The organism is Microbacterium xerophyticum, assembly GCF_053543555.1.
Genome location: NZ_JBLVOB010000004.1, coordinates 176,287 through 198,403, shown reverse-complemented (window position 1 = coordinate 198,403; position 22,117 = coordinate 176,287). Strand labels below are relative to the sequence as shown.

Here is a 22,117-nt window from a genome sequence, read left to right as displayed (position 1 = left end):
GACCGTCGCATCGTCGGAGACGAATCCGAACCGGTCGACACCACGACCGTCACCTCCACGAGCACCGAAGCGCCCGCACCCGAAACTCCCACCATCGGCACCGAATGCGCTGCGCTGTGCGACGATGTCGCGGCGCTCGTCGGTGACGAGGTGACCGGGCAGGACGGTGTGACCTGGACCCTGTCTGGATCATGGGCCACCGTCGAGGTCGCAGACGTCGCCGCCACCGAGACCGTCGTCGGGCGGTACGCGTCGAGTGCCGGCGATCTCACGTTCACGATCTGGGCGTTCGACGACGACGGTGCTGCGGACGACGCGTTCACGACACTGTCGGCGGAGCGCGGCTCGCCGGATCATTCGGACAGCGTGTACGAGGACGGTTCCGGCAACCGCGACTCGTTCCTCACGGATGCGAGCGAGACCGTGCTCTGGTCGGTGACCGGCGACAACGGCCGGCCCTGGGTGATGGAGCTCGCAGGCCCCGACGCCGACGGCACGGTCTTCGACTTCTATCTCGCGCTGCCGATCTGAGCCCGCGCCGCATCCAGCGCGTCGAACGCATCCACTCCGCCGGTCGAGATCGCCACCACCGCGTCGAGCACGCCATCGTCGGAGATCAGGCGGGTGTGCCCGAGCCCGCTCGTGCGAATGAGCCGTGACCGCTCGTGGTGCGCATCATGGAGGCAAGCGATCCGGCATCGGGCATCCGCCGGTCGTCCTGGTCGTGGACGACGAGAAGGTCCGTCGTGGTCGGTAGAGGCTGGGCGACGGCGTCATAACGCGCGATCGCCGCGGCCTGCGTCTCGCCCAGCCGCGCGTAGAAGAGCCGATCGAACTCGGTTCGCGTCGCCTCATCGAGCTCGAGCATGGCGGCGAACTCGTGCAGAAAAGCCGCGGGGCTCGCCGCCGAGGCGATCACGGACACCGATCGGATCGTCGGGTCGGTTCGTGCGAACACCAGCGCGGCGAGGCCGCCGAAGCAGTGTCCGACCACGGCCTCGAAACCGCCGTGGCGGCGCGCCAGTTCGGCGCTCGCCTCGAGCCAGTCCGTGATGTCGGCACGCCGCCCGTCCGAGGACCCGTGGGCCGGTGCATCGAACGACACCACGGTGCGCCCCGCAGCGACGAGCTCGCGCACGACGGGTGCGAGCTGCGAGGCCCGGCCCTGCCATCCGTGCAGCACGAGCACCGTGCGTTCGCCCGTGCCCCATCGGTACGTGGCGACGTCGCGTCCGTGCAGGCGCAGGTGCTCGCGGTGCCCGGCGAGATCGGTGGCCGCGTCGCGCTCGTGCACGGCCATCTTCCGACCAGGGCGGAAGAACGCGGAGAGGGCCAATCGGGCCGCGAGGGACGGCGAGATGGCGGCCGCGATGCGGATGCTGCGACGAAGGGCGGTGACGGGACCGGACATGAATTCCTCGTTCCTGGGTCGATGATTCCTCTGCCGATAAATACGTACGATCGTATGTAGACTATACGAACGATCGTGCGTACACTAGGGGTGTGGCGGAGAATCTCACTCAGGACGGGCGGCGCGCGCGCGGTGACGCGACCAGGCGCGTCGTGCTTTCCAGCGCCACTGACCTCGCCTCCATCGAGGGGCTCGACGGCCTGACGATCGGGCGGCTGGCAGGATCGTCCGGTCACAGCAAGAGCAGCATCGCGACGCTGTTCGGCAGCAAGCAACGGCTTCAACTCGCCACGATCGCCGCCGCGAGAGAGATCTTCATCGATCGCATCATCACTCCTGCGCGCGAACAGCCGCGCGGACTGCCGCGCCTCGTCGCCTTGCTGCGGAATGCGCTGATCTATTCGCGCGATCGGGTCTTCGCCGGTGGCTGCTTCTTCGCAGCGACGGCGGCGGATGTCGATTCCAAGCCGGGCGACGTCAGCGACGCCATCCGCTCAGCGACCGCAGCCTGGTATGCGTACATCGACGCCCAGATCGCGCACGCCGTCGAAGCCCACGAGCTGGCGGTCGACGCGGAGGGAGCCGAGCTCCTCGCGTTTCACCTGATCGCGTTGTACGAGGAGGCGAATTCGCGTTCGCTGCTCATGCGCGATCACCGTCCGTACGCGCTCGCCGCCGCGGCCATGACGGAGCGGCTCATCGCAGCCGGTGCTCCGCCGTCCGTGCGCGTCGCACTGGACGAATGACGAATGGCGGATGCCGAAGCATCCGCCATTCGTGAATGTGGCGTGGTCGCAACCACAGTGTTCACTGCGCGTTGCGGCCGCGGGCGAATCCGGCGTCGAATCCGCGCTCGTACGAGCCCTGCACGAAGCGGGCGAAATGTGCGCGCGGCCCACCGCGGTGTCCGTGCTCGGCGTCGTGCGCGAACCGCTGATCGCTGTGATCGCCGTGCCCGCGTCCGCCGTGCTCGGGGGCGCCGTGGCCTTCGTGATCGAAGTCCTGGGGGCCGAATCCTGGCCTGCCGAACCCGTGAGGACCGAAGCCGCGCCCGAACCCGCGAGGACCGAAGCCTCCGCGCCCGAGGCCGCGAGGACCGAAGTCGCGACGTCCGCGTCCGCGGGGGAGCGGCGTCTCCTCGTCCCAGCCGAACGCGCGGGCGAGCCGCTCGAGCGTGGCCATGGTGGTGGCGAGGTCTTCGGCGGGGACCGCATCGGTGACCTTGGCGCGGATGCCTTCGACGATGGTGTCGAGGCGTTCCTTGGCCGCACGGCCTTCGTCGGTCAGGGTCCAGGTGCCCTCAGCATCCGCGACCCAGCCGAGTTCGATCAGTCGCGTGAGCTTGTGCGCCGGCAGCGGTCGATCGTTCTTCGGGTGCCGGGCAGGAGCCGTGCCGTCGACGACGTTCAGGATGCGCCATTCGCGGCGCGTGATGCCCTCGGACTCGAAGGCGGAGGCGAACTCGGCAGCCATGAGGCGGTCGACGGCCTTGAGCCAGAATCCGAACGGGCGGGAAGTCTCTTCAGAGGTGATGGTGTTCATGAGTGGAGTCCTTTGCTTGTAACTGTGCATGTATATGTAGTGTGACATGCAATCTGAATACATGTCAAGTCGCATGTAAAATCAGATGCGTGAGCACAGACAATCCGGACCCGGCCGAGATCATCGCGCAGGCACTCGCGCGTATGCGGAGCCGGCGACCGCACGGTCCTGGTCGTGGTGGCCCGCACGGCAAGCGCGGCGACTTCATGGCTGATCACCACGGCCACGCTCACGGCGAGCACCCGCCCCTCGGTCGCCGTGGGATCGTCCCGCCGCCCGGGGCGGGCGGACCGGGCGGGCGCCTGGGGGGTCCGGCGTGGATGCGGATGCTGGAGGTGCTCGCCGCGGCATCCGAACCGCTCAGCGTCAGCGCGCTCGGCGAGGCCGTCGGCGTCGATCAGCCGCGCGCCTCACGCCTCGTGCAGCAGGGTGTTCAGCGCGGCCTCGTGCAGCGGGAGGCCGACCCCGACGACGCGCGACGCACCCGCATCGCCCTCACGGAAACCGGTCAGAAGATCGCTCGGAGCATGCGCGGCGAACGGCGGGAGGTGCTGTCGAAGGCGCTCGAGTCGTTCACCGACCAGGAAGCGCGCGAACTCGCGCGTCTGCTGTCGAAGCTCGCCGACAACTGGGGGAGTTGAGCATCCAGCGCCCTACTCGATGACCGCCTGCTTGGCCTTCACCGGGAGCATCAGCAGCAGCCCGACGAGCAGCACGATCACGATGCCGAGGATGCCGAGGCGCGTGTCGCCGCTGAGGCCGACGAACAGGGCGAACAGAGTCGGGGCGAGGAAGGAGACGGCGCGACCCGTGGTCGCGTAGAGGCCGAAGATCTCGCCCTCACGACCCTCCGGCGTGATGCGAGCGAGCATCGACCGGCTCGCCGACTGCACGGGGCCGACGAACATGCACAGGATGAGCCCGGCGATCCAGAAGCCGATCTGCGCATCGCCGATGAACAGCACAGCGGTGCCGGCGACGACGAGTCCGATGAGAGAGGTGATGATCACGCGCTTGGGCCCGAAAGCGTCGTCGAGGCGGCCGGCGAGGATCGTGCTGATCCCCGCGACCACGTTGGCGGCCACCGCGAAGTAGAGAACCTGCGAGCTGGAGAACCCGAAGACCTGCGCGGCGATGATCGCGCCGAAGGTGAAGACACCGGCCAGTCCGTCGCGGAACACCGCGCTCGCGACCAGGAACATCAGCACCTGGCGGTTGCCGTGCCAGAGCTTCTTGATCGTGCCGGCGAGCACGACGTAGGAGCGGAAGAACCCGACCCGGTTCTGCGCTTCGCGGGCCGGGATCTCCGGCACCCGCAGCAGCACGGGGATCGCGAAGACGCCGAACCAGATCGCGGAGGCGAGCACGGCGAGCCGGATGTGCAGACCGCCATCGGTCGTGATCCCGAGCGGCCCGGGGCTTGCGACGAGGCCTATGAAACCGACGAGCAGGATGACCAGCAGCACGATGCCGCCGACGTATCCCATGCCCCAGCCGAAGCCCGACACGCGACCCATGTTCTCCTTCGTGGAGACCTGCACGAGCATCGCGTTGTAATTGACGCCGGCGAACTCGAAGAAGATGTTGCCGACGGCGAGCAGCGTCGCGCCGAGGATCAGGTACTCGGGAGCTCCGACGACGAAGACCATCGCGGCCATGGCGAGCACGACGATGCCGGTGTTGATGGCGAGCCAGAGCTTGCGGCGCCCCGTCCCGTCGGAGCGCTGGCCGAGCACCGGTGCGAGCACGGCGATGAGCACGCCGGCGATCGCGAGGGCCCAGCCGACCAGGCTGGCGTTGCCGGCGAGCGCGGCGACGAGTGCGGGGTTCTTCGCGTCGCCGGCTGCGGCGTCCACGATCTCGGGGTCGACGAACAGCTGGCTCGCGAGGAACGTGCTGAAGACGAAGGTCGTGACGACCGCGTTGAAGGCGGCGGATCCCCAGTCCCACAGCGCCCAGGCGAGAACGCCGCGGCTGCGGGCGGGGCGTTCGATGTCGTCGGCCTTCGGTGCGGAAGCGCTCATGGTCGAAGTCTGGCGGGAACCGGTGAACGCGAGGTAGCGGCGCGCCGCTCGGGAAACCCGCGAGTAGTGTCGACGCATGCCGAAGATCATTCCGCGGCCGCGCACCGTCGTGCTGTTCGAGGGCGCGAGCGACCTGCTCGCCTTCGAAGCCGCCGCCCGCCGACTCGACACGGTGCTCGAGCGCGAATCGATCACGCTCGTCGACATGGGCGGCATCACGAACCTGCGTCGCCGGCTCGCCGAGCTGCGATCCGAGGCGCATCCTGCGCGCGTGCTCGGCCTCTACGACGGTGCCGAGCGGCACCACGTGGTCCGCGTCCTCGTCGACGCGGGCATGCTCGCCGCAGACGGCGAACCGGAACCCCTCGGCTTCTTCGCGTGCGAGCGCGACCTCGAAGCGGAGGTGATCGCGGCGGCCGGGCCGGAGCTCGTGCTGCACACGCTCGCAGCACGGGGCGAGCTCACGCGGTTCCAGATGTTCCAGACGCAACCCGCACAGCGCGCCCGCAGCATCGAGGCGCAACTGCACCGGTTCGCGGGCACGGCTGCAGGGCGCAAGGCGAGGTTCGCTGCCGACATCGTCGACGCCCTGCCTGTCGAGCGGATGCCGCGCCCGATCGTCGCCCTGCTCGACGCGGTGACGCGGTTCGAAGAGGCGGGCCGTCCAAGGCCGCTGTGAGGTCGGTGGCGCCTTCGGGTGCCCCCGTCACTTCCCGTCAGCGGTGAGGATGACGCAGCATCGGTGGGCCTGCGGATCGAGGACGGCGCTCGGGCGGTAGGGCTCGAGCGTCTCATCGAGACCCTCGATGAGCTCATGGTTCATGGTGCAGACCAGGTCGCGGTTCTCCTGCGCGAGGGAGTGGAACGGGCAGTTGAGCATGGTCACGCGCCCGTCATCGTTCTGGGGCGCATAGCCGTGTGCCCGGAGGATGCCGGTGGCGCGATCGAGCGCGTCTGCCGGAGAACCAGGCGGAGAAGCGTCCGGGTCGGCAAGAGCGCGGCCCTGCTCCCTGGCCACGACGCGGACGGCGTCGTCTATCGAGGCGCCTTCGGTCCGCGCGCGGGTGATCGCGTTGGCGAGTATGCGACCGGCGAGGTCGTACTCGCGGGGTGGTGCGCTGACTGACATCTCGCCATCGGCGGGTCTGTAGCGCTTGGCGGGGCGGCCGGCGCCAGGGCCCGAGCGCCCGCTGAGGCGCACGTAGTCGCTGGTCAGCAGTCCGGCGCGCTCCAGGCGATCAAGGTGGAATTTCACCTGGTGCACCGGAAGATCCATCGCCTCCGCGGCCTGTTCCCGGCTCACCGGTTCTGCCGACTCGGCGACGTGCTCGTACAGCGCTCGTCGCGTCGGATCGGCGAGCTGGCTCATCGCCTCAGCATCCTGATACGGCATCGGCGCCCTTCTATCGAACATGGATCTTGACGTTAGTGTAGCGCGGGTCTAACGTTCGAGTATCTATCCGTTAGAAAGGACTCCGAAATGTCTGTTCACAGTCGAGCCGACCGCACGAGCGTCATCACCTCGAGGTCACTGCGCTCCCCGCAGCATCAGGCCTTCCTGCTGCTGCGCACCGTCTTCACGATCGCTCCGATCCTCTTCGGGATCGACAAGTTCACGAACCTCCTCACCGACTGGACGATCTACCTCGCTCCGTTCGCCGACAGTGTGATCCCCGGTGACGCGGTGCTCGCGATGCGGATCGTCGGCGTCGTCGAGATCGCCGCCGGCATCCTCGTCGCCATCGCCCCACGCATCGGCGCATGGGTGGTGGCAGCCTGGCTCGCCGGCATCATCGTCAACCTGCTGATCCTGCCCGGATACTTCGATGTCGCGCTGCGCGACTTCGGCCTGCTGGTGGGCGCGGTCGCACTCGCCCGACTGGCGCAGGCCGATCACGACGAACGCCGCTGACATCGAGAGCATCCCCTGTCCTCAGCTGTACGACGAGGCCATCAGCTCGGCGAACAGCTCCTCGGCATCGCACTCCACCCGGTGCCGTGCGAACCAGTCGCACACGTTCACGCAGTCCCGATGCAGCAGGTCGAGCCCCTGCGGATTCGCGATGATGTCGACGATCTGCGGCAGATCGATCACCCGCACGCGTCCCTCGTGGACGAGGAGGTTGTACGGCGAGAGGTCGCCATGCGCGAAGCCCGCTGCCGCGAAGATGCGCATGAGGTCGACGATCTGGGCGAAGTAGTCCGCGAGTGCACGACGATCGCCGCGCTCCTGCGCCAGCCGAGGTGCGGCGGTGGCGCCTGTGCCGATGAACTCCATGAGCACTTCGGTGCCGTTGACCTGCACGGGATACGGCACCGGAGCGCCGAGTTCCCACATCCGGCAGAGCGCGGTGAACTCCGCGAACGACCATTCCGCGGCGGCGACCTCGCGTCCGAATGACGACTTCTTCGCCAGGGCGCGCGCATCGCGCGAGTTCTGCACCCGTCGGCCCTCGGTGTACGCCGTCGACCGGTGGAAGGATCGGTGCTCCTCGCTGCGGTACCGCTTCGCCGCGAGCAGCGTGCGCCGGGCCGGATCGTCGGGCACAGCGCGCTCGATCAGGAACACATCCGCCTCCTTGCCGGTCTTGAGGATGCCGAGCTCGGTGTCGAGTGCGCCGGCCGAGGTCACGACCCACGAAGGCCATGGCTGCGGCCCGCGCTCGGTCGGGGTGATCGCCGGCCAGGTCGACCAGCGCTGGCCGTCGCCGGGCTCGACGTCGGCGAACGAGAGCGAGGAGTCGAGGGAGAAGGAAGAGGATGCGTCGAACGACGCGAAGGGATCAGTCACTGTGGTTGCTCCGGAAGGGAGGCCACACGCGGATCAGGAGCGGGCGGCCTCGAGGGGAAGGATGTCGGCGAGAGGCGCGACAAAGACGTTGGACATCTCGGCTCCTTCCGCTCGGTTCTTCCCGGGGCGATCCCGGTGCCCTCCGAGAGTACCGCGAGGGTGCGGCGCTGTCACGTGCTGCGCCTGACCTCCGACCGCGGACGAATGGTCGGATGCCGCGGACGCGCAGTCGGGTGCGCCATCCGCGCGCCTGTCAGCATGGAGACATGACAACGACCGCACCCATACCCGTGAACGTCTCCGCCCCCGTAGAGCGGATCCGTTACGGCGCCCTGGTCGTCATGATGCTGCTCAGCTTCCTGCTCGTCACAGCGGAGTTCCTGCCCAACGGCATGCTCACGGAGATGGCGGACGCGCTCGGCGTCACGCCAGGGCAGGCCGGGCAGACCGTCACGGTCACCGCGCTCGTCGGATTCATCGTCGCGCCCACCGTCGGAATGGTGTTCCCCCGTGTCGATCGCCGCACCCTGCTGGTGTGGATGGCTGTCGCCGCTGCGGCGTCGAACCTCATCGTCGCGATCTCGCCGAACCTGATCATCATCCTTCTCGCGCGCTTCCTGCTCGGCGCTGCCCTGAGCACCTTCTGGTCGATGTCGATCACCGTCGCCGTGCGGATCGCAGGACCGGAACGACTCGGACGCGCGGTGATGTTCACCTCGGCGGGCACGTCGCTCGCGACCGTCGCCGGTGTTCCGGTCGGCGTGATGCTGAGCCAGATCATGGACTGGCGCGGGGTGTTCGCTCTGGCCGGCGTCGTCACCGGCCTGCTGGCTGTGGCGCTGCGCACCATGCTGCCGCGGGTGCCCGCCGCTCAGACATCGAGCTTCTCACTGCTCGCCGACACGATCCGTCGCCCGGGGATCGGGCTGGGGCTGACCGGGCACGTGCTCGTCGTGCTCGGCCACTTCCTCGCATACACGTACGTCCGCCTCGCGCTCGAGCGGATCCCGGAGGTCGATGCCGGCACGATCGTCATGCTGCTGGCGGTGTTCGGTGTCGGCGGTCTGGTCGGAAACCTCACGATCGGACTGATCATCGACCGCTCGTTCCGCTTGTTCGCCGTGCTCGCACCTGCCGTGATCGCCGTCGCGGTGGCCGGCACCATCCTGCTCTCCGGGTCGGTGCTCGGCGTCGGGATCGCGGTGTTCGTGTGGGGCTTCTTCTTCGCATCGTGGCTGATCGTTGTCAACACCTGGGTCGGACACCGGATGCCCGACCGCCTCGAAGCCGGCGGCAGCCTGGTCGTGGTCGGATTCCAGGGCGCGATCATGATCGCCGCCGGTGTCGGCGGAGTGCTCGTCGACAGCATCGGCGTGGAGCCCTCGTACGGTCTCGGCGCCGCCGCGCTCGTGGTGGGAGCGCTGCTGTTCGGGCTCTCGAACCGCGTGCGCAGCTGACCCGGGGGAGCCCTACGCGGGAATGGGTTCGCGCTGCATCCGCTGCCACGCCGACGGGGTCATCCCGGCGTGGCGGCGGAAGGCGCGGCTGAAGCCCTCGTCGGAGGAGTAGCCGAGCGTCCTCGCCGTCTCCGCGACGGTGCGCCCTTCCGCCAGCATCGACTTCGCGGTGTCCATGCGCACCTCCGTGACGTAGCTCGCGGGGGAGCGGCCGACCACGGCGCGGAACCGTTCGGCGAACACCGAGCGCGACATCGCGCCGACTCCGGCCAGGGACTCGACGGTCCAATCCCGCCCCGGCGCCTGATGGATCGCGGCGATCACGCGCTCGAGGTACGGATCGCGCGAGCGCGCGGCCCACGACTCGGGGGCGCAGCCGTTCTCCGCCCATGCGCGCAGCACCGAGAGCAGAACCGTGGTCACCATCATCCGGCAGATCACGGGATCGCCCGAACGGGCGTCTGCGGGTGCGTACGGATCGAGTCCCAATTGCGAGGCGAGTGCGGCCGCGGCGGGTTCGAGGGCTGCGAAGTCGCTGACGACGACGAAACCGGGCACCATGTGCAGCGCGGTCGGATCCGACAGCTGCACCTCACCCACGACCAGGGTGGCGCCGTCGGGTGCATCGAGGATCACGGAGCGGTCTCCGAGTGTCAGCAGTGCACCGCCTGCGGCGAGAACGTCGGGGGCGGTCGGCCGGCTGACTCTGATCCGCTGGGTGGCCCGGTCGATGCCCAGGCTGCAGCCGGCGGCGAGCGGCGGGTGGCCGCGCACCTCTCCCGAGACGACGTGCACGAGGGTCACGACGCCGTCGGCGAGGGGGAGCGCACCGGACGCCGGAAGCTCGACGCGCCGCGTGCCGCCGGAGATCACCTTCACTCCGGAGAGCAAGCGCTCCAGTGTCGTCTGATCGATCGTCGCCATGATGATCGCAACGACAGGGCATCGGATGCTATTCCGCAGACGGGGCCGCCCGTCCGAGTGCGTACGCTGGAAGGACCCCGATCACTAGGAGCGCGATGTTCCGCACGCCTGCCCGTCTCTTCCGTGTCCTCGCGATAGCCGAGGCGATCACCTGGACGATCCTGATCGGCGCGCTCATCGCGCGCGCCGTCGGCGTCCCGCCGATCGTGGTCACGATCGGCGGTGGTGTCCACGGGTTCGTCTTCCTCTCCTACGCCGCGACGGCGATCCTCGTGGCGTTCAACCAGCGCTGGTCGATCGGGGTCGGGGTGCTCGCCGTGGCGAGTGCGATCGTGCCCTATGCGACCATCCCGATGGAGATCTGGTTGCATCGATCGGGGCGCCTGACGGGCGAATGGCGTCTCGAGGAGAGCGACCATCCGCAGGACCGCACCTGGTACGACCGCACGATGCGCTGGTTCCTGCGCCGGGCCTGGGTGCTCGTGGTGCTCATCGCCGTCGCCGTGGTCGCGCTGTACATCGCGCTGCTGCTGATCGGCCCGCCCGGCGGCAAATGACCTCTCCGGTCAGTACGCGACGATGGCGTTCTTGTCGAGGACCTCTGACAGGATCGCATTCGCGTCGCCTCCCGTGCAGTCGACGATGACGTAGAAGCCGAGGCCGGGCGTCGCGAACGCGCGTGCGGCCATGATCCAGGTGCGATCGCCGTCCTGGCCGGTGATCTGCCGATTGGCGACGTCCGTGTTGCCGGTCGACTGGTACGAGAAGGCGCCGTCGACGGCGTGCGGGGTGATGCTCGCGGCATCCGTCTGCAGAAGCGTCCCGAGGATCGCGTCGGAGGAGGCGCTGTCGTCGCCCGGTGTCACAGGGATGTCCGGAGTGAACCCCTGCCAGAACTGCGCCGTGCAGGTTCCGTCGATCGTGCCGTAGGCCCAACCGCCGTTCCCGTCGTCCGGGGAGGTGACCTCCCACCCGTCGTCTGCCAGCAGGCCGTCGCTCCCCTCGACGTACACGGAGTCCGTCAGCAGGTCGCCGTCTTCGAACGAGAGCGTGGCGGGTGCGCCTCCCTCGGTCTCGTCCGACTGCTCGGGCGTCGGCGAAGGGGCGTTCGACGGCTCATCGGTCGCGGCGGTCTCGGACGGGATCGCGCTGAAGAGGCATCCGCTGAGCGGCAGCGTCGCGAACGCCAGGACGGCGATCGCAGCGAGGCGGGAGGGACGGATTCTCGTGCGCATGCTGCTCATGCCGGTCAGCCTAGTCCGCCGCCAAAGTTGAGTGAGGTCATATCAAGTTTGTTTGACAACATTTCGACCGAGGAGTACAGTTGAGCCATCGCGACTCAGGTTTCGACCTGGTCGTCCCAGACTTCAACCCAAAGGAGAATCACATGGCACGTGCTGTCGGAATCGACCTCGGTACGACGAACTCCGTCGTCAGCGTCCTCGAAGGTGGCGAGCCGAAGGTCATCGCCAACGCCGAGGGCTTCCGCACCACCCCCTCGGTGGTCGCATACACGAAGGACGGCGAGGTGCTCGTCGGTGAGACCGCGAAGCGCCAGGCCGTCACGAACGTCGACCGCACCGTCGCATCCGTCAAGCGCCACATGGGCACCGACTGGAGCTTCGACATCGACGGCAAGAAGTGGACGCCGCAGGAGATCTCGGCGCGCATCCTCATGAAGCTCAAGCGCGACGCCGAGTCCTACCTCGGTGACACCGTGACGGATGCTGTCATCACCGTCCCCGCGTACTTCAACGACGCCGAGCGTCAGGCCACGAAGGAAGCCGGCGAGATCGCGGGCCTCAACGTGCTGCGCATCATCAACGAGCCGACCGCCGCCGCTCTGGCCTACGGCCTCGACCGCGGCAAGGAGGACGAGCTCATCCTCGTCTTCGACCTCGGTGGCGGAACGTTCGACGTGTCGCTGCTCGAAGTGGGCAAGGACGACGACTTCTCCACGATCCAGGTGCGCTCGACCGCGGGTGACAACCGCCTCGGCGGTGACGACTGGGACCAGCGCCTGGTCGACCACCTCATCAAGCAGTTCAAGGAGACCAGCGGCGTCGACGTCTCCGGTGACAAGATCGCCCTGCAGCGTCTGAAGGAGGCTGCGGAGCAGGCGAAGAAGGAGCTCTCCTCCTCGACCAGCACCTCGATCAACCTCCCGTACCTGTCGCTGACCGAGTCGGGCCCCGTCTCGCTCTCCGAGACGATCACGCGCGCGAAGTTCGAGGACCTCACCAAGGACCTGCTCGACCGCACGAAGAAGCCCTTCGAGGACGTCATCCGCGAGGCGAACGTCAAGGTCGCCGACATCGACCACGTCGTGCTCGTCGGTGGATCGACGCGTATGCCCGCCGTCGCCGAGCTCGTCAAGCGCGAGACCGGCAAGGAAGCGAACAAGGGCGTCAACCCTGACGAGGTCGTCGCCGTCGGCGCGGCCCTGCAGGCCGGTGTCCTCAAGGGCGAGCGCAAGGACGTCCTGCTCATCGACGTCACTCCGCTGAGCCTCGGCATCGAGACCAAGGGCGGCCGGATGACCAAGCTCATCGAGCGCAACACGGCCATCCCGACCAAGCGCAGCGAGACCTTCACCACGGCAGACGACAACCAGCCGTCCGTCGCGATCCAGGTCTTCCAGGGCGAGCGCGAGTTCACCCGCGACAACAAGCCGCTCGGCACGTTCGAGCTCACCGGCATCGCGCCGGCGCCCCGTGGCATCCCGCAGGTCGAGGTCACGTTCGACATCGACGCGAACGGCATCGTGCACGTGTCCGCCAAGGACAAGGGCACGGGCAAGGAGCAGTCGATGACCATCACCGGCGGCTCGTCGCTGTCGAAGGAGGACATCGAGCGCATGGTGCGCGAGGCCGAGGAGAACGCGGCTGAGGACAAGAAGCGTGCAGACGCTCTCGAGCAGCGCAACCAGGCAGAGACCCTGTCGTACTCGATCGAGAAGCTCATCAAGGAGAACGAGGACAAGCTCCCCGCCGACGTCAAGGACTCCGTCCAGGCTGACGTCGACGCTCTGAAGGCGGCTCTGGCCGGCGATGACGACGACGCCGTCAAGACGGCTCTCGACAAGCTGAACGAGTCGCAGGGCAAGCTCGGCGAGGCGATCTACGCGCAGTCGCAGGCGGATGCCGCATCCGAAGCCGGCCCCGCAGACGGCGAGGCCCCGGCCGGTGACACCTCGGACGACGAGGATGTCATCGACGCCGAGGTCGTCGACGACGAGGACGAGAAGAAGTAACCATGACGGACAAGAACTTCAACGAGAACGGTGAAGTTCCTGAGGACGAGGGGTCGGATGCTGCGGCATCCGGCCCATCGCCGCAGGAAGGCGCAGCGTCGCAGGAGAATCCGGATGCCGCTGAGGCGGCTGCCGCCGAAGGATCCGACGACGATCTGACGATCGACGACCTCACGGTCGACGACATCCTCGGTGCCGAGCAGACCGGCGAGGCCGCGGCGGAGGACGCCGTGCTCGCCGATCTCGAGAGCACCTTGCTCAACGACCTCAAGCGCCTGCAGGCGGAGTACGCCAACTACCGTCGGCGCACCGAGGAGCAGCGTCAGGTCGAGATCGACCGCGCGAAGGGCGAGGCGGCCAAGGGGCTGATCCCCGTGCTCGATGACCTCGACCGTGCGACCCAGCACGGCGATCTCGTCGAGGGCACGCCGTTCTTCGTGATCGGCGAGAAGATCCGCGCGGTCGTCGAGCGTCTCGGCGTCGTCGCCTACGGTGAGAAGGGCGAGGAATTCGACCCCCAGCACCACGAGGCCATCTTCCAGCAGCCGACTCCAGGCGCAGAGTCCTCGACGATCCTCGAGGTCGTGGAGGTGGGCTATCGCCTCGGCGATGTTGAGCTGCGCCCGGCGAAGGTCGTCGTCGCGGTGCCCGCTGAGTAGGCGGGTGATCGATGGCAAGCCAGGACTGGTTCGACAAGGACTTCTACAAGACGCTCGGCGTCGAGAAGAACGTCAGTGATGCGGATCTGAAGAAGACGTACCGCAAGCTCGCGCGCAAGTACCACCCCGATTCCAATCAGGGTGATGCCAAGGCCGAGGCGATGTTCAAGGAGATCAGCGAGGCGTACTCGGTGCTCTCCGATCCCGAGCAGCGCAAGGAGTACGACGAGATCCGGGCCATGGGCTCGGGTGCGCGGTTCACTGCGAGCGGCGGCGGTGCCGGCGGCTTCGAAGACGTGTTCAGCCGGTTCGGTCAGGGCGGGCGGGGCCAGAGCAATGCCGACTTCGAGGACATCTTCGCGATGTTCAACCAGAGTCAGGGCGGCGGCTTCGGCTCCGGCCGCTTCGGCCAGACGAGCGGCGGATACCGCGGCTTCGGCGGACCGCAGAAGGGTGCCGACGTCACGGCGCGCACCACGCTCGATTTCGTCACCGCCGTGCAGGGCGAGACCATCACGCTGCAGGGCGAGGACGGCAAGCCGTTCAAGGTGAAGATCCCCGCGGGTGTCGCAGACGGGCAGAAGATCCGTCTGCGCGGGCGCGGGCGTCCTTCGCCCGACGGCGGCGAGAGCGGTGACATCGTCGTGCAGATCAAGGTGCGCCCGCATCCGGTGTTCACCCGTGACGGTCTGAACCTGCGCCTCACGGTGCCGGTCACCTTCACCGAGGCGACACTCGGCGCGACGATCGAGGTCCCGACGCTCGCCGGCGACATCGTGAAGCTGCGCGTCGCGCCCGGCACCCCGTCCGGACGCGTCCTGCGGGTCAAGGGCCGCGGCGTCGCGACGTCGAAGGGCACAGGCGATCTCCTCGCCGAGCTGCAGGTCGCGGTGCCGACGCACCTGGACGATGCCGCGCGCGAAGCGCTGCAGAAGTTCCATGACCTGGAGCCGAAGGAGAACCCGCGGTCCGACTTGATGTCGAAGGCGCAGGGCTGATGAACACTGCAGGCGGAGGTGATCGCGATGGTCGAGGATGAAGATGCCCCGATCTTCGCGATCGCCGTCGCCGCAGAGCTCGCGGGCATGCATCCGCAGACTCTGCGTCAGTACGACCGGATCGGGCTCGTCGTCCCCGGGCGTACACGCGGCGGATCGCGCCGTTACTCTGCGCGCAACATCGCTCAGCTGCGCGAGGTCGCCCGCCTCTCCGCCGACGGGATGAGCCTGCCGGCGATCGCCCGTCTGCTCGACCTCGAGGACGAAGTGCGGATGCTGCGCCGACGCGTCGTCGATCTCGAGGGCGCGCTGCGTGCCGAACGCGAGAACCGCCCGGGCGTGCGCGTCTTCGCCGCCGGTGCGAGCGGCGTCGTGCCCGTGCCGAGCGGACGCCGCATCCGCCGCTCGACCGACATCGTGCTGTGGCGGCCGGGCGGACGCGGAGAGGGCTGACGCCGCGCATCAGTAGAAGTCCACTCGAAGGACCGCCCACTCATCAAAGGGGCGGTCCTTCTCTGTTTGACTTTTGAAATCGATTACAGTTGACTGTCTTTCGTTAACGGTACACAAAGAGGTGAGTTCATGGTTTCGATGCGCCCGACCCGAGCGCCCGCACTCGGCGAACAACTGGCCGCTGTCCTGCGCGACCAGATCGTGCGACAGCATTTGGAACCTGGCACGCATCTCGTCGAGGATGCGCTCGCCGCCGAATATGACGTCAGTAGGGGGCCTGTGCGCGACGCCCTGCGTCAACTCGAGTCGCAGGGACTGGTCGAATCCCGCAGGCGCGGATTCTTCGTCGTGGGCCTCAGTCAAGATGACATCAACGACCTGTATGAGTTGCGCGAATCGATTGAGCTGGTCGCCGTTGCCCGGGCGATCGGACACGTCACGGACGAGCATGTGCGAACCGGCCGTGCGATCGTCAGCGAGATGGTGTCGTGTGCAGATCGTTCGGAGGCAGACGGCTTCGCAGATGCTGACATGCGTTTCCATGCGCTCCTCTACGAGATCGGCGGCAATCGTCGCCTCATCGATGTATGGGAGGCATACGAGCCGGTCTTTGCCAGCCTCATGCAGTTGACCGTTGAGGAGGACGTCGACTTGCACCCGTCTGCGCATGACCACGGCCGTCTTCTCGACCTCATCGAGGAGGGCGACGTCGCGAAGATCCAGAATGAGCTTCGAGAGCATCTCGACGGCGCTCGCACCCGCATGGCGCATGCCGTCGACGCGCTGACCGCTGGCTCCGATGAAGCGAGGGCTTCATGACGATGGTCGACCTCGAACGCTCGGCCGATGCCGCCGAAGCGACGGGACCCACCGCGCTGCAGGGCAGACAGCGACGGCGTTTCGTCGGCGTCGCACAGTCGCGTTCACTTCTGATCCTCGCGATACCGGCGCTGATCTTCTACGGGTTCGCCGTACTGGTTCCGTCGATCAGAGGAGCCGTGCTTGCGTTCACGAACTGGGACGGCCTGTCTCAGAACTACGACTTCATCGGGTTCGATAACTTCGTCCGCATCTTCACATCGCAGAGTTCGCTCGACGCGCTACGGATGACGCTGATCTTCGCCATCGCTGTCACTATTCTGCAGAACGGGATCGGTCTGCTTCTCGCCCTCGGTGTCAACAGCGGGCTCAAGTCTCAGAACTTCCTGCGTGTGCTGTTCTTCGCGCCAGTCGTCATCACCCCGGTGGTCGTCGCCTATCTCTGGAAGTTCCTGCTCACGCCGAACGGCGCGGTCAATACGGTGCTCGGTGCCATAGGTCTCGGAGATCTGGCGCCGAGCTGGCTCGGCGATCCTTTCTGGGCAGCGGCGTCAGTCGTGATGATGATCGTGTGGCAGCACGCTGGCTACTCGATGGTGATCTACATCGCGGGTCTCCAGTCGATCCCGCAGGAGATCAACGAAGCCGCGGCTGTGGACGGCGCGGGTTCGTGGCGTCGCTTCTGGTCCGTGACATGGCCGCTTCTCGCGCCGGCGACCGCGATCAACATCATGCTGACCATCATCGGCGGACTGAAGATGTTCACCGAGGTGTTCGTCCTCACAGCCGGCGGACCAGGCGGCTCCACCGAGACCATGTCGACGTTGCTCTACAAGTCGGCGTTCCAATTCAATGAGTTCGGTTACGGCATCGCGTTGGCGCTCGTTCTCGCGATCGTCGTGGTGTTCTTCTCCGTCGCGCAGCAGCGCATGTCGCGAAAGGGACGCTGATGTTCCGTTACACCAAGAGCACGTTCGCGCGGGAACTGGGGATGCTCCTGGTCGCACTCTTGTTCATCTTCCCGGTCTATGTGCTCGTGAACATGGCTCTGAGGCCGGCCAACGATGCGACCTCGCCGCTGGTGCCGTCACTCCAGCCGACCTTCGACAACTTCGCCCAGGCCTGGAATCAGGCGGGCCTGGCGCAGGCGCTGCTCAACAGTGCGATCGTGACCATCACGAGTGTCGTGCTCATCGTGGCGATCTCATCGATGGCGGCCTATCCATTGGCGCGCGTCATGTCGAAACTGTCGACGACGGTGTTCTGGATCGTGCTGGTCGGGATGATGATCCCGTTCCAGGTGGCGCTCATCCCGCTCTACCAGACCATGCGCGACCTGGGACTTCTCGGCTCGCTCGCATCGTTGATTCTGTTCTACACGGGCAGTCAGGTGCCATTCTCGGTCTTCCTCTACACGGGGTTCCTCCGCACCCTGGAGCGAGACTACGAAGAGGCGGCCGCACTTGACGGCGCCGGCACGTTCCGCACGTTCCTGAGCATCGTCTTCCCTCTGCTGCGCCCGATCACCGGAACCGTGATCATCCTGAACGCGATCACCGTCTGGAACGATTTCCTCGTGCCGTTGCTGTACCTCAGCGGCACGCCGCAGCAGACGGTGACCGTTGCGCTTTACGCGTTCGTCGGACAGTTCGTGTCGAACTGGCCAGTCGTGTTCGCCGGGCTGGTCATCAGTGTGGCACCGGTACTGCTGGTGTATTTCCTGATGCAACGGCAGATCATCAAGGGTTTCGCCGGAGGGCTGAAGGGATGACGCTCACCCCATATGCGCTGCGTGCGGACGGTCAATCGTCGCCGCAGGGAGTCATCCGCGCTCCTTCTTTCTCTTGGCGGCTGCGCGCAACAACGCGAGGCGCTCGGCAGAAGGCCTTTCAGATCTCCGTGTCGCAGCAGCTCCCCACCGGCGCCACTGCGCTCGTGTGGGACTCGGGGCGCGTCGAAACGGATTCGACGATCGGAGCCCACTACGCCGGCGCGCCACTGGGTTCCTCTGCCGACTACACCTGGACGCTGGACGTCGAAGACGAGAACGGCATGGTCGAGAGGGCGTACGGGGCGTTCGCGACGGGCATCGTCCATCGTGACGAGTGGCATGCTGCGTGGATCGGCCGCAATCCGGCGTATCGCCAGGTGGCCCTGCCGCCGCAGGACACGGACATCAGCTTCACCGTCAATAAGCTGCAGCCGGTGCGTCGCTTCGTGCGCCACTTCGACCTCGACGAGGTGCCTGCTGTCGCCAAGGTGCACGTATCAGCCAAGGGCTCGTACCGGCTCTACGTAAACGGGAAGAAAGTCGGAGACGACGAGCTCGCCCCGGGATGGACGGAGTACCGCGACCGCATCACATACCAGTCCTGGGACATCACCGCGCTGCTGAGCCCGGGCCGCAACAGCGTGGCAGCTCTCCTCGGCGATGGATGGTACGTCGGATTCATCGGCACCGACCGCCGTCACCAGGCGCAGCATTACGGGAAGGAGCCGGCACTCTTGGCGCAGCTCGTCCTTGATTCGTCGGACGGGGGGCGCAGCATCTTCGCCACCGACGTGGGCTGGAAGGAGCAGGCCTCCGACATCCTCTACGCCGATATGCTCATGGGCCAATACGAGGACTCGCGCCGGGCTGAACCATCCTGGTTCCTGTCCACGCACGACATCACGGACTGGTCGGACGCGGTCGTCACCGACCGGTCGGTCGATCTGCTTACTCCGGAGGTCGACCCCGGCGTGCGCGCCACCCTGCGGCTCCCCGCCCATTCGGTCGAGTCGCGTGGTGGTGGACGCTTCATCGTCGACTTCGGTCAGAATTTGGTCGGTCGGGTGCGCCTGCGTTTGCGCGACCAGCCAGCAGACCGACGAATTCAGCTCAATCATGCTGAGGTCCTGGATGGCGGCGAGCTCTACACCGCGAACTTGCGTACTGCGGAACCCGTCGACGTCTTCTGGACGAACGGGGATCGTGACCAGGTGTTCGAGCCGCGGTTCACGCTGCACGGCTTTCGGTACGCCGAAGTGCAGGGGATCCAGGGCGATCTGCTCGTGGACGACATCGAGGCCGTCGTACTGCACAACGACGTCGAATTCATCGGCGACTTCAGCTCATCCGACACGGCCCTGGATCGGCTGTTCGCGAACATCCAGTGGGGTCTCCGCGGCAACTTCGTTTCGATCCCGACAGACTGTCCGCAACGCGACGAGCGTTTGGGCTGGCTTGCTGACGCGCAGGTCTTCGCACCCACCGCCCTCGTTCTCGCCGACCTTGGACCGCTGCTTAAGCGCTGGATGCGGGACGTGCGCAGTGCGCAGAGCGCTGACGGCGCATTCCCGGATATCGCACCGCACCTGATCCACCTGCGGGAGGGGGCTCCGGCATGGGGCGACGGCGGAGTCACCATCCCCTGGAGCGTGTATCGCGCGACAGGCGATGAACGGGTACTGGCTGAGGCTGCCGACTCGATGGTCGCCTGGGTGCGCCATATCGAACGTCACAACCCGGCACTGATCTGGCGGCAGCAGGTAGGCAACAATTACGGCGACTGGCTCCAGATCAGTGAGGAAACCCGCAAGGATGTGCTCGCGACGGCGTACTTCGCCTACAGCGCTGATCTGACGGCGCGCGCTCTCGACGTGCTCGGACGCGCAGCCGATGCCGACAGCATCCGCCAACTGCGGGATCGGATACGCGAGGCGTACCGCACCGCATTCCTGTCCGGTGACGGCACGGTGGCGGGTGACACCCAAGGCGCCTACCTGCTGACGCTCGCCTTCGGATTGTTTGACGACGACGCTGAGCGCGACCGGATCGCTCAGAAGCTCGTCCGCGCCGTCGAGCGCCGCGACGTCGCCCTCACCACGGGGTTCGTTACTGTCGGTCTACTCTGCCCGGTGCTCGCAGCCGTCGGGCGAGAGGACCTCGCGTTCCGTCTGCTGCACAACGACCGCTACCCGTCCTGGCTATTCTCCGTTCATAACGGCGCGACTACGATCTGGGAGCGTTGGGACGGCTGGACAGCGGAGAACGGTTTTCAATCCGCGCGGATGAACAGCTTCAACCACTACTCACTCGGCTCGGTCGGGGAGTGGTTCCTCTCCGGGATCCTCGGAATCCGGCAGGCAGAGAACTCGGCAGGCTACCGGAGCATCGAGCTCGCACCTCGATTCGATACTTTCCTCGATCACGCATCCGGGGCATTGGAGAGTCCGCGCGGACGGATCGAAAGCGCCTGGCAGCGCCAAGGGGAACAGATCGACTGGACCGTGCACGTCCCGCCGGGGCCGGCTGCCACAGCAGACCTTCCCACAGCATCCGAGATCACGGAAGGAGGCGAGAACGCGACGCACTCGCAAGGCGTCACCCTGATGGAGAACGGTCAGAACACCACCCGTCTTCGGCTGGAGCCCGGAATCTACCAATTCCGGTTCTCCGCCGGGTAGCAACTGACACATTCTCACCCGTTACCGGGGGCTCACGCCCCCTTCCTGCATTGGAGTCTAGTCACCATGAAATCGCGTTACATCGCCGTCGTCGCCGGTGTGGCCGTCGCAGGCCTTGGCCTGTCGGCGTGCTCATCGTCAGAGCAGACGCCGTCCAACGAGCCGACCGATTCACTCACGATCGCCACGACCTCGAACAACCAGGGCCCGATGGAGGCGGTGGTCGAGGCGTACAAGGAGAAGACCGGCATCGACGTCAATCTGACGGTCGCCGACACCTCGCAGTTCCAGACGACGATCCGCACGCAGCTTTCCAGCGGCACTGCCCCGGACGTTTTCACGGTCTGGGCGGGTGGAGGCAACCCCGGCGCCATCGACGTGCTCCAGGGAGCAGGCTACCTCGCCGACCTCTCCGATCGGGAATGGGTCGGCGATGTCGACCCGGGCACCGCCGAGACGCTTCAGATCGACGGCAAGACGTACGGACTGCCATCCAAACTCGACGCTGTCGGAACGATCTACAACACCGCCACACTCGCCGAACTGGGGCTCGAGGTTCCGACGACCTACAGCGATCTGCTCAGTTATTGCGCGGACGTCAAGGATGCAGGAAAGGTCGCCTTCGCCCTCGGAATCCAGACCGACTGGGTGACCCAGCTCATCCCGTACGCATTGGTCGCCTCGACCGTCTACGGCGACGACCCCGACTTCGACGAGCAATTGACCGATGGCTCCGACACCTTCGACGGCTCGGGGTGGGGAGATGCGCTCGACAAGTATCTCGAGATGAGTGAGGGCGGCTGCTTCAACGACGACCCGCTCGGCACCGACGTGACGGCGTCCTATGACCTCGTCAACTCCGGTGAGGCCGTCGGCGTCGTCCAGGTGCTCGCGTCCTACCCCCAGATCGCTTCCACCGCGCCCGAGGGAACCGAGTTCGGTTTCTTCGCGTTGCCCGGTGACGACTCCGGTGAGCCGTCGATCCCGCGGGGTATCGGCGTGAGCTTCGCCGTGAACGAGGGCGCGAAGAACAGCGTCAACGCCCTCGACTTCGTGGACTGGCTCGCGAGCCCCGAGGCTACCGCCGTCTGGTTCGAAGCGGCGCCCGGCATCCCGGCTCTGACCACCGCCGAGGTCGAGCTCGACTCCGTCATGCAGTCCGCCGCCGATGTGATCGCCGACGGCCGAACAGCCCCGATGCCTGATCAGGGGTGGCCGAACGCCAAGGCGCAGTCGGCGTTGTTCATCGGGGTGCAGCAACTCTTCTCGGACCAGGCCGGCCGTGACGATGTGCTGCGGTCGATGGACGAGGCCTTCACGGGCTGATCCAGCCTGCT

General features: G+C 66.8%; 23 protein-coding genes. 16 read left to right on the top strand and 7 right to left on the bottom strand.

Annotated elements, in window-relative coordinates; translation table 11 throughout:
- The coding region (locus tag ACNPNP_RS03550) for a hypothetical protein (RefSeq protein ID WP_448964687.1) at positions 1–531 on the top strand (531 nt) is incomplete at its 5' end.
- An 85-nt stretch (positions 532–616) separates the two neighbouring features.
- Here ACNPNP_RS03550 and ACNPNP_RS03545 read toward each other — a convergent pair.
- The gene (locus ACNPNP_RS03545; RefSeq protein ID WP_448964686.1) at positions 617–1,411 is read right to left on the bottom strand and encodes an alpha/beta fold hydrolase; all 795 of its coding nucleotides are present in this window, start codon (positions 1,409–1,411) and stop codon (positions 617–619) included.
- 92 nt (positions 1,412–1,503) lie between these two features.
- On the opposite strand from ACNPNP_RS03545, the gene ACNPNP_RS03540 reads away from it, so the two are divergent.
- Positions 1,504–2,157 (top strand): TetR family transcriptional regulator C-terminal domain-containing protein, encoded by a 654-nt coding sequence (locus tag ACNPNP_RS03540; RefSeq protein ID WP_448964685.1) that lies wholly within the window; start codon positions 1,504–1,506, stop codon positions 2,155–2,157.
- A 61-nt stretch (positions 2,158–2,218) separates the two neighbouring features.
- Here ACNPNP_RS03540 and ACNPNP_RS03535 read toward each other — a convergent pair whose 3' ends face one another.
- A complete protein-coding gene (locus tag ACNPNP_RS03535; protein ID WP_448964684.1) occupies positions 2,219–2,953 on the bottom strand; it encodes a MarR family winged helix-turn-helix transcriptional regulator in 735 nt (244 codons plus the stop codon).
- Between the two features lie 89 nt (positions 2,954–3,042).
- Here ACNPNP_RS03535 and ACNPNP_RS03530 point away from each other — a divergent pair, with 89 nt between their 5' ends.
- A complete protein-coding gene (locus tag ACNPNP_RS03530; RefSeq protein WP_448964683.1) occupies positions 3,043–3,594 on the top strand; it encodes a MarR family winged helix-turn-helix transcriptional regulator in 552 nt (183 codons plus the stop codon).
- Positions 3,595–3,606: 12 nt separating this feature from the next.
- Here the strand turns inward: ACNPNP_RS03530 and ACNPNP_RS03525 are convergent, their stop codons facing one another.
- Positions 3,607–4,977 carry an MFS transporter gene (locus ACNPNP_RS03525; protein ID WP_448964682.1) on the bottom strand — a complete coding sequence of 457 codons (1,371 nt, stop codon included), beginning with the start codon at positions 4,975–4,977 and terminating at the stop codon, positions 3,607–3,609.
- A 76-nt stretch (positions 4,978–5,053) separates the two neighbouring features.
- Between ACNPNP_RS03525 and ACNPNP_RS03520 the strand changes: the two genes are divergently transcribed.
- Positions 5,054–5,656 (top strand): TOPRIM nucleotidyl transferase/hydrolase domain-containing protein, encoded by a 603-nt coding sequence (locus ACNPNP_RS03520; RefSeq protein WP_448964681.1) that lies wholly within the window; start codon positions 5,054–5,056, stop codon positions 5,654–5,656.
- A 27-nt stretch (positions 5,657–5,683) separates the two neighbouring features.
- Here ACNPNP_RS03520 and ACNPNP_RS03515 read toward each other — a convergent pair whose 3' ends face one another.
- Positions 5,684–6,391 carry a helix-turn-helix transcriptional regulator gene (locus ACNPNP_RS03515; protein WP_448964680.1) on the bottom strand — a complete coding sequence of 236 codons (708 nt, stop codon included), beginning with the start codon at positions 6,389–6,391 and terminating at the stop codon, positions 5,684–5,686.
- Positions 6,392–6,457: 66 nt separating this feature from the next.
- Between ACNPNP_RS03515 and ACNPNP_RS03510 the strand changes: the two genes are divergently transcribed.
- Positions 6,458–6,889 carry a hypothetical protein gene (locus ACNPNP_RS03510; RefSeq protein ID WP_448964679.1) on the top strand — a complete coding sequence of 144 codons (432 nt, stop codon included), beginning with the start codon at positions 6,458–6,460 and terminating at the stop codon, positions 6,887–6,889.
- A 21-nt stretch (positions 6,890–6,910) separates the two neighbouring features.
- Here ACNPNP_RS03510 and ACNPNP_RS03505 read toward each other — a convergent pair whose 3' ends face one another.
- The gene (locus ACNPNP_RS03505; RefSeq protein WP_448964678.1) at positions 6,911–7,768 is read right to left on the bottom strand and encodes a serine protein kinase RIO; all 858 of its coding nucleotides are present in this window, start codon (positions 7,766–7,768) and stop codon (positions 6,911–6,913) included.
- A gap of 266 nt (positions 7,769–8,034) precedes the next feature.
- On the opposite strand from ACNPNP_RS03505, the gene ACNPNP_RS03500 reads away from it, so the two are divergent.
- Positions 8,035–9,225, top strand: a complete 1,191-nt coding sequence (locus tag ACNPNP_RS03500) for an MFS transporter (protein ID WP_448964677.1) — start codon at positions 8,035–8,037, stop codon at positions 9,223–9,225.
- A gap of 12 nt (positions 9,226–9,237) precedes the next feature.
- Here the strand turns inward: ACNPNP_RS03500 and ACNPNP_RS03495 are convergent, their stop codons facing one another.
- Positions 9,238–10,149, bottom strand: coding sequence for a helix-turn-helix transcriptional regulator (locus tag ACNPNP_RS03495; protein ID WP_448964676.1), 912 nt, complete (start codon positions 10,147–10,149; stop codon positions 9,238–9,240).
- Between the two features lie 95 nt (positions 10,150–10,244).
- On the opposite strand from ACNPNP_RS03495, the gene ACNPNP_RS03490 reads away from it, so the two are divergent.
- Positions 10,245–10,706, top strand: coding sequence for a DUF3817 domain-containing protein (locus ACNPNP_RS03490; RefSeq protein WP_448964675.1), 462 nt, complete (start codon positions 10,245–10,247; stop codon positions 10,704–10,706).
- A 9-nt stretch (positions 10,707–10,715) separates the two neighbouring features.
- On the opposite strand, the gene ACNPNP_RS03485 is transcribed toward ACNPNP_RS03490, so the two are convergent.
- Positions 10,716–11,393: a hypothetical protein gene (locus ACNPNP_RS03485; RefSeq protein ID WP_448964674.1), complete on the bottom strand. Its 678-nt coding sequence runs from the start codon at positions 11,391–11,393 to the stop codon at positions 10,716–10,718.
- A 143-nt stretch (positions 11,394–11,536) separates the two neighbouring features.
- Here ACNPNP_RS03485 and dnaK point away from each other — a divergent pair, with 143 nt between their 5' ends.
- The 9 genes from dnaK to ACNPNP_RS03440 all read left to right on the top strand — a co-directional run bounded on the left by dnaK (position 11,537) and on the right by ACNPNP_RS03440 (position 22,106).
- The gene (gene dnaK / locus ACNPNP_RS03480) at positions 11,537–13,402 is read left to right on the top strand and encodes a molecular chaperone DnaK (RefSeq protein ID WP_448964673.1); all 1,866 of its coding nucleotides are present in this window, start codon (positions 11,537–11,539) and stop codon (positions 13,400–13,402) included.
- Between the two features lie 2 nt (positions 13,403–13,404).
- Positions 13,405–14,061, top strand: a complete 657-nt coding sequence (locus ACNPNP_RS03475) for a nucleotide exchange factor GrpE (RefSeq protein WP_448964672.1) — start codon at positions 13,405–13,407, stop codon at positions 14,059–14,061.
- A gap of 11 nt (positions 14,062–14,072) precedes the next feature.
- Complete coding sequence (locus ACNPNP_RS03470; protein ID WP_448964671.1) at positions 14,073–15,059, top strand: DnaJ C-terminal domain-containing protein; 987 nt, start codon at positions 14,073–14,075, stop codon at positions 15,057–15,059.
- 27 nt (positions 15,060–15,086) lie between these two features.
- The gene (locus ACNPNP_RS03465; RefSeq protein ID WP_448964670.1) at positions 15,087–15,512 is read left to right on the top strand and encodes a heat shock protein transcriptional repressor HspR; all 426 of its coding nucleotides are present in this window, start codon (positions 15,087–15,089) and stop codon (positions 15,510–15,512) included.
- Between the two features lie 129 nt (positions 15,513–15,641).
- The gene (locus ACNPNP_RS03460) at positions 15,642–16,331 is read left to right on the top strand and encodes a GntR family transcriptional regulator (RefSeq protein WP_448964669.1); all 690 of its coding nucleotides are present in this window, start codon (positions 15,642–15,644) and stop codon (positions 16,329–16,331) included.
- Complete coding sequence (locus ACNPNP_RS03455) at positions 16,328–17,281, top strand: carbohydrate ABC transporter permease (protein ID WP_448964668.1); 954 nt, start codon at positions 16,328–16,330, stop codon at positions 17,279–17,281. The genes ACNPNP_RS03460 and ACNPNP_RS03455 overlap by 4 nt, the downstream gene beginning before the upstream one ends.
- Complete coding sequence (locus ACNPNP_RS03450) at positions 17,281–18,102, top strand: carbohydrate ABC transporter permease (RefSeq protein ID WP_448964667.1); 822 nt, start codon at positions 17,281–17,283, stop codon at positions 18,100–18,102. Before ACNPNP_RS03455 ends, ACNPNP_RS03450 begins: the two co-directional genes overlap by 1 nt.
- A complete protein-coding gene (locus tag ACNPNP_RS03445; protein ID WP_448964666.1) occupies positions 18,099–20,780 on the top strand; it encodes a family 78 glycoside hydrolase catalytic domain in 2,682 nt (893 codons plus the stop codon). The genes ACNPNP_RS03450 and ACNPNP_RS03445 overlap by 4 nt, the downstream gene beginning before the upstream one ends.
- A 66-nt stretch (positions 20,781–20,846) precedes the next feature.
- A complete protein-coding gene (locus ACNPNP_RS03440; protein ID WP_448964665.1) occupies positions 20,847–22,106 on the top strand; it encodes an ABC transporter substrate-binding protein in 1,260 nt (419 codons plus the stop codon).
- Positions 22,107–22,117 lie beyond the last annotated feature (11 nt).

Bases quoted from the DNA above. Each gene is read 5' to 3' on its own strand.
- ACNPNP_RS03495 (WP_448964676.1), bottom strand. From the start codon at position 10,149: ATGGCGACGATCGATCAGACGACACTGGAGCGCTTGCTCTCCGGAGTG.
- ACNPNP_RS03465 (WP_448964670.1), top strand. From the start codon at position 15,087: ATGGTCGAGGATGAAGATGCCCCGATCTTCGCGATCGCCGTCGCCGCA.
- ACNPNP_RS03450 (WP_448964667.1), top strand. From the start codon at position 17,281: ATGTTCCGTTACACCAAGAGCACGTTCGCGCGGGAACTGGGGATGCTC.
- ACNPNP_RS03475 (WP_448964672.1), top strand. From the start codon at position 13,405: ATGACGGACAAGAACTTCAACGAGAACGGTGAAGTTCCTGAGGACGAG.
- ACNPNP_RS03455 (WP_448964668.1), top strand. From the start codon at position 16,328: ATGACGATGGTCGACCTCGAACGCTCGGCCGATGCCGCCGAAGCGACG.
- ACNPNP_RS03440 (WP_448964665.1), top strand. From the start codon at position 20,847: ATGAAATCGCGTTACATCGCCGTCGTCGCCGGTGTGGCCGTCGCAGGC.
- ACNPNP_RS03515 (WP_448964680.1), bottom strand. From the start codon at position 6,391: ATGTTCGATAGAAGGGCGCCGATGCCGTATCAGGATGCTGAGGCGATG.
- ACNPNP_RS03520 (WP_448964681.1), top strand. From the start codon at position 5,054: ATGCCGAAGATCATTCCGCGGCCGCGCACCGTCGTGCTGTTCGAGGGC.
- ACNPNP_RS03535 (WP_448964684.1), bottom strand. From the start codon at position 2,953: ATGAACACCATCACCTCTGAAGAGACTTCCCGCCCGTTCGGATTCTGG.
- ACNPNP_RS03460 (WP_448964669.1), top strand. From the start codon at position 15,642: ATGGTTTCGATGCGCCCGACCCGAGCGCCCGCACTCGGCGAACAACTG.
- ACNPNP_RS03470 (WP_448964671.1), top strand. From the start codon at position 14,073: ATGGCAAGCCAGGACTGGTTCGACAAGGACTTCTACAAGACGCTCGGC.
- ACNPNP_RS03510 (WP_448964679.1), top strand. From the start codon at position 6,458: ATGTCTGTTCACAGTCGAGCCGACCGCACGAGCGTCATCACCTCGAGG.
- ACNPNP_RS03445 (WP_448964666.1), top strand. From the start codon at position 18,099: ATGACGCTCACCCCATATGCGCTGCGTGCGGACGGTCAATCGTCGCCG.
- ACNPNP_RS03525 (WP_448964682.1), bottom strand. From the start codon at position 4,977: ATGAGCGCTTCCGCACCGAAGGCCGACGACATCGAACGCCCCGCCCGC.
- dnaK (WP_448964673.1), top strand. From the start codon at position 11,537: ATGGCACGTGCTGTCGGAATCGACCTCGGTACGACGAACTCCGTCGTC.
- ACNPNP_RS03545 (WP_448964686.1), bottom strand. From the start codon at position 1,411: ATGTCCGGTCCCGTCACCGCCCTTCGTCGCAGCATCCGCATCGCGGCC.
- ACNPNP_RS03485 (WP_448964674.1), bottom strand. From the start codon at position 11,393: ATGAGCAGCATGCGCACGAGAATCCGTCCCTCCCGCCTCGCTGCGATC.
- ACNPNP_RS03490 (WP_448964675.1), top strand. From the start codon at position 10,245: ATGTTCCGCACGCCTGCCCGTCTCTTCCGTGTCCTCGCGATAGCCGAG.
- ACNPNP_RS03500 (WP_448964677.1), top strand. From the start codon at position 8,035: ATGACAACGACCGCACCCATACCCGTGAACGTCTCCGCCCCCGTAGAG.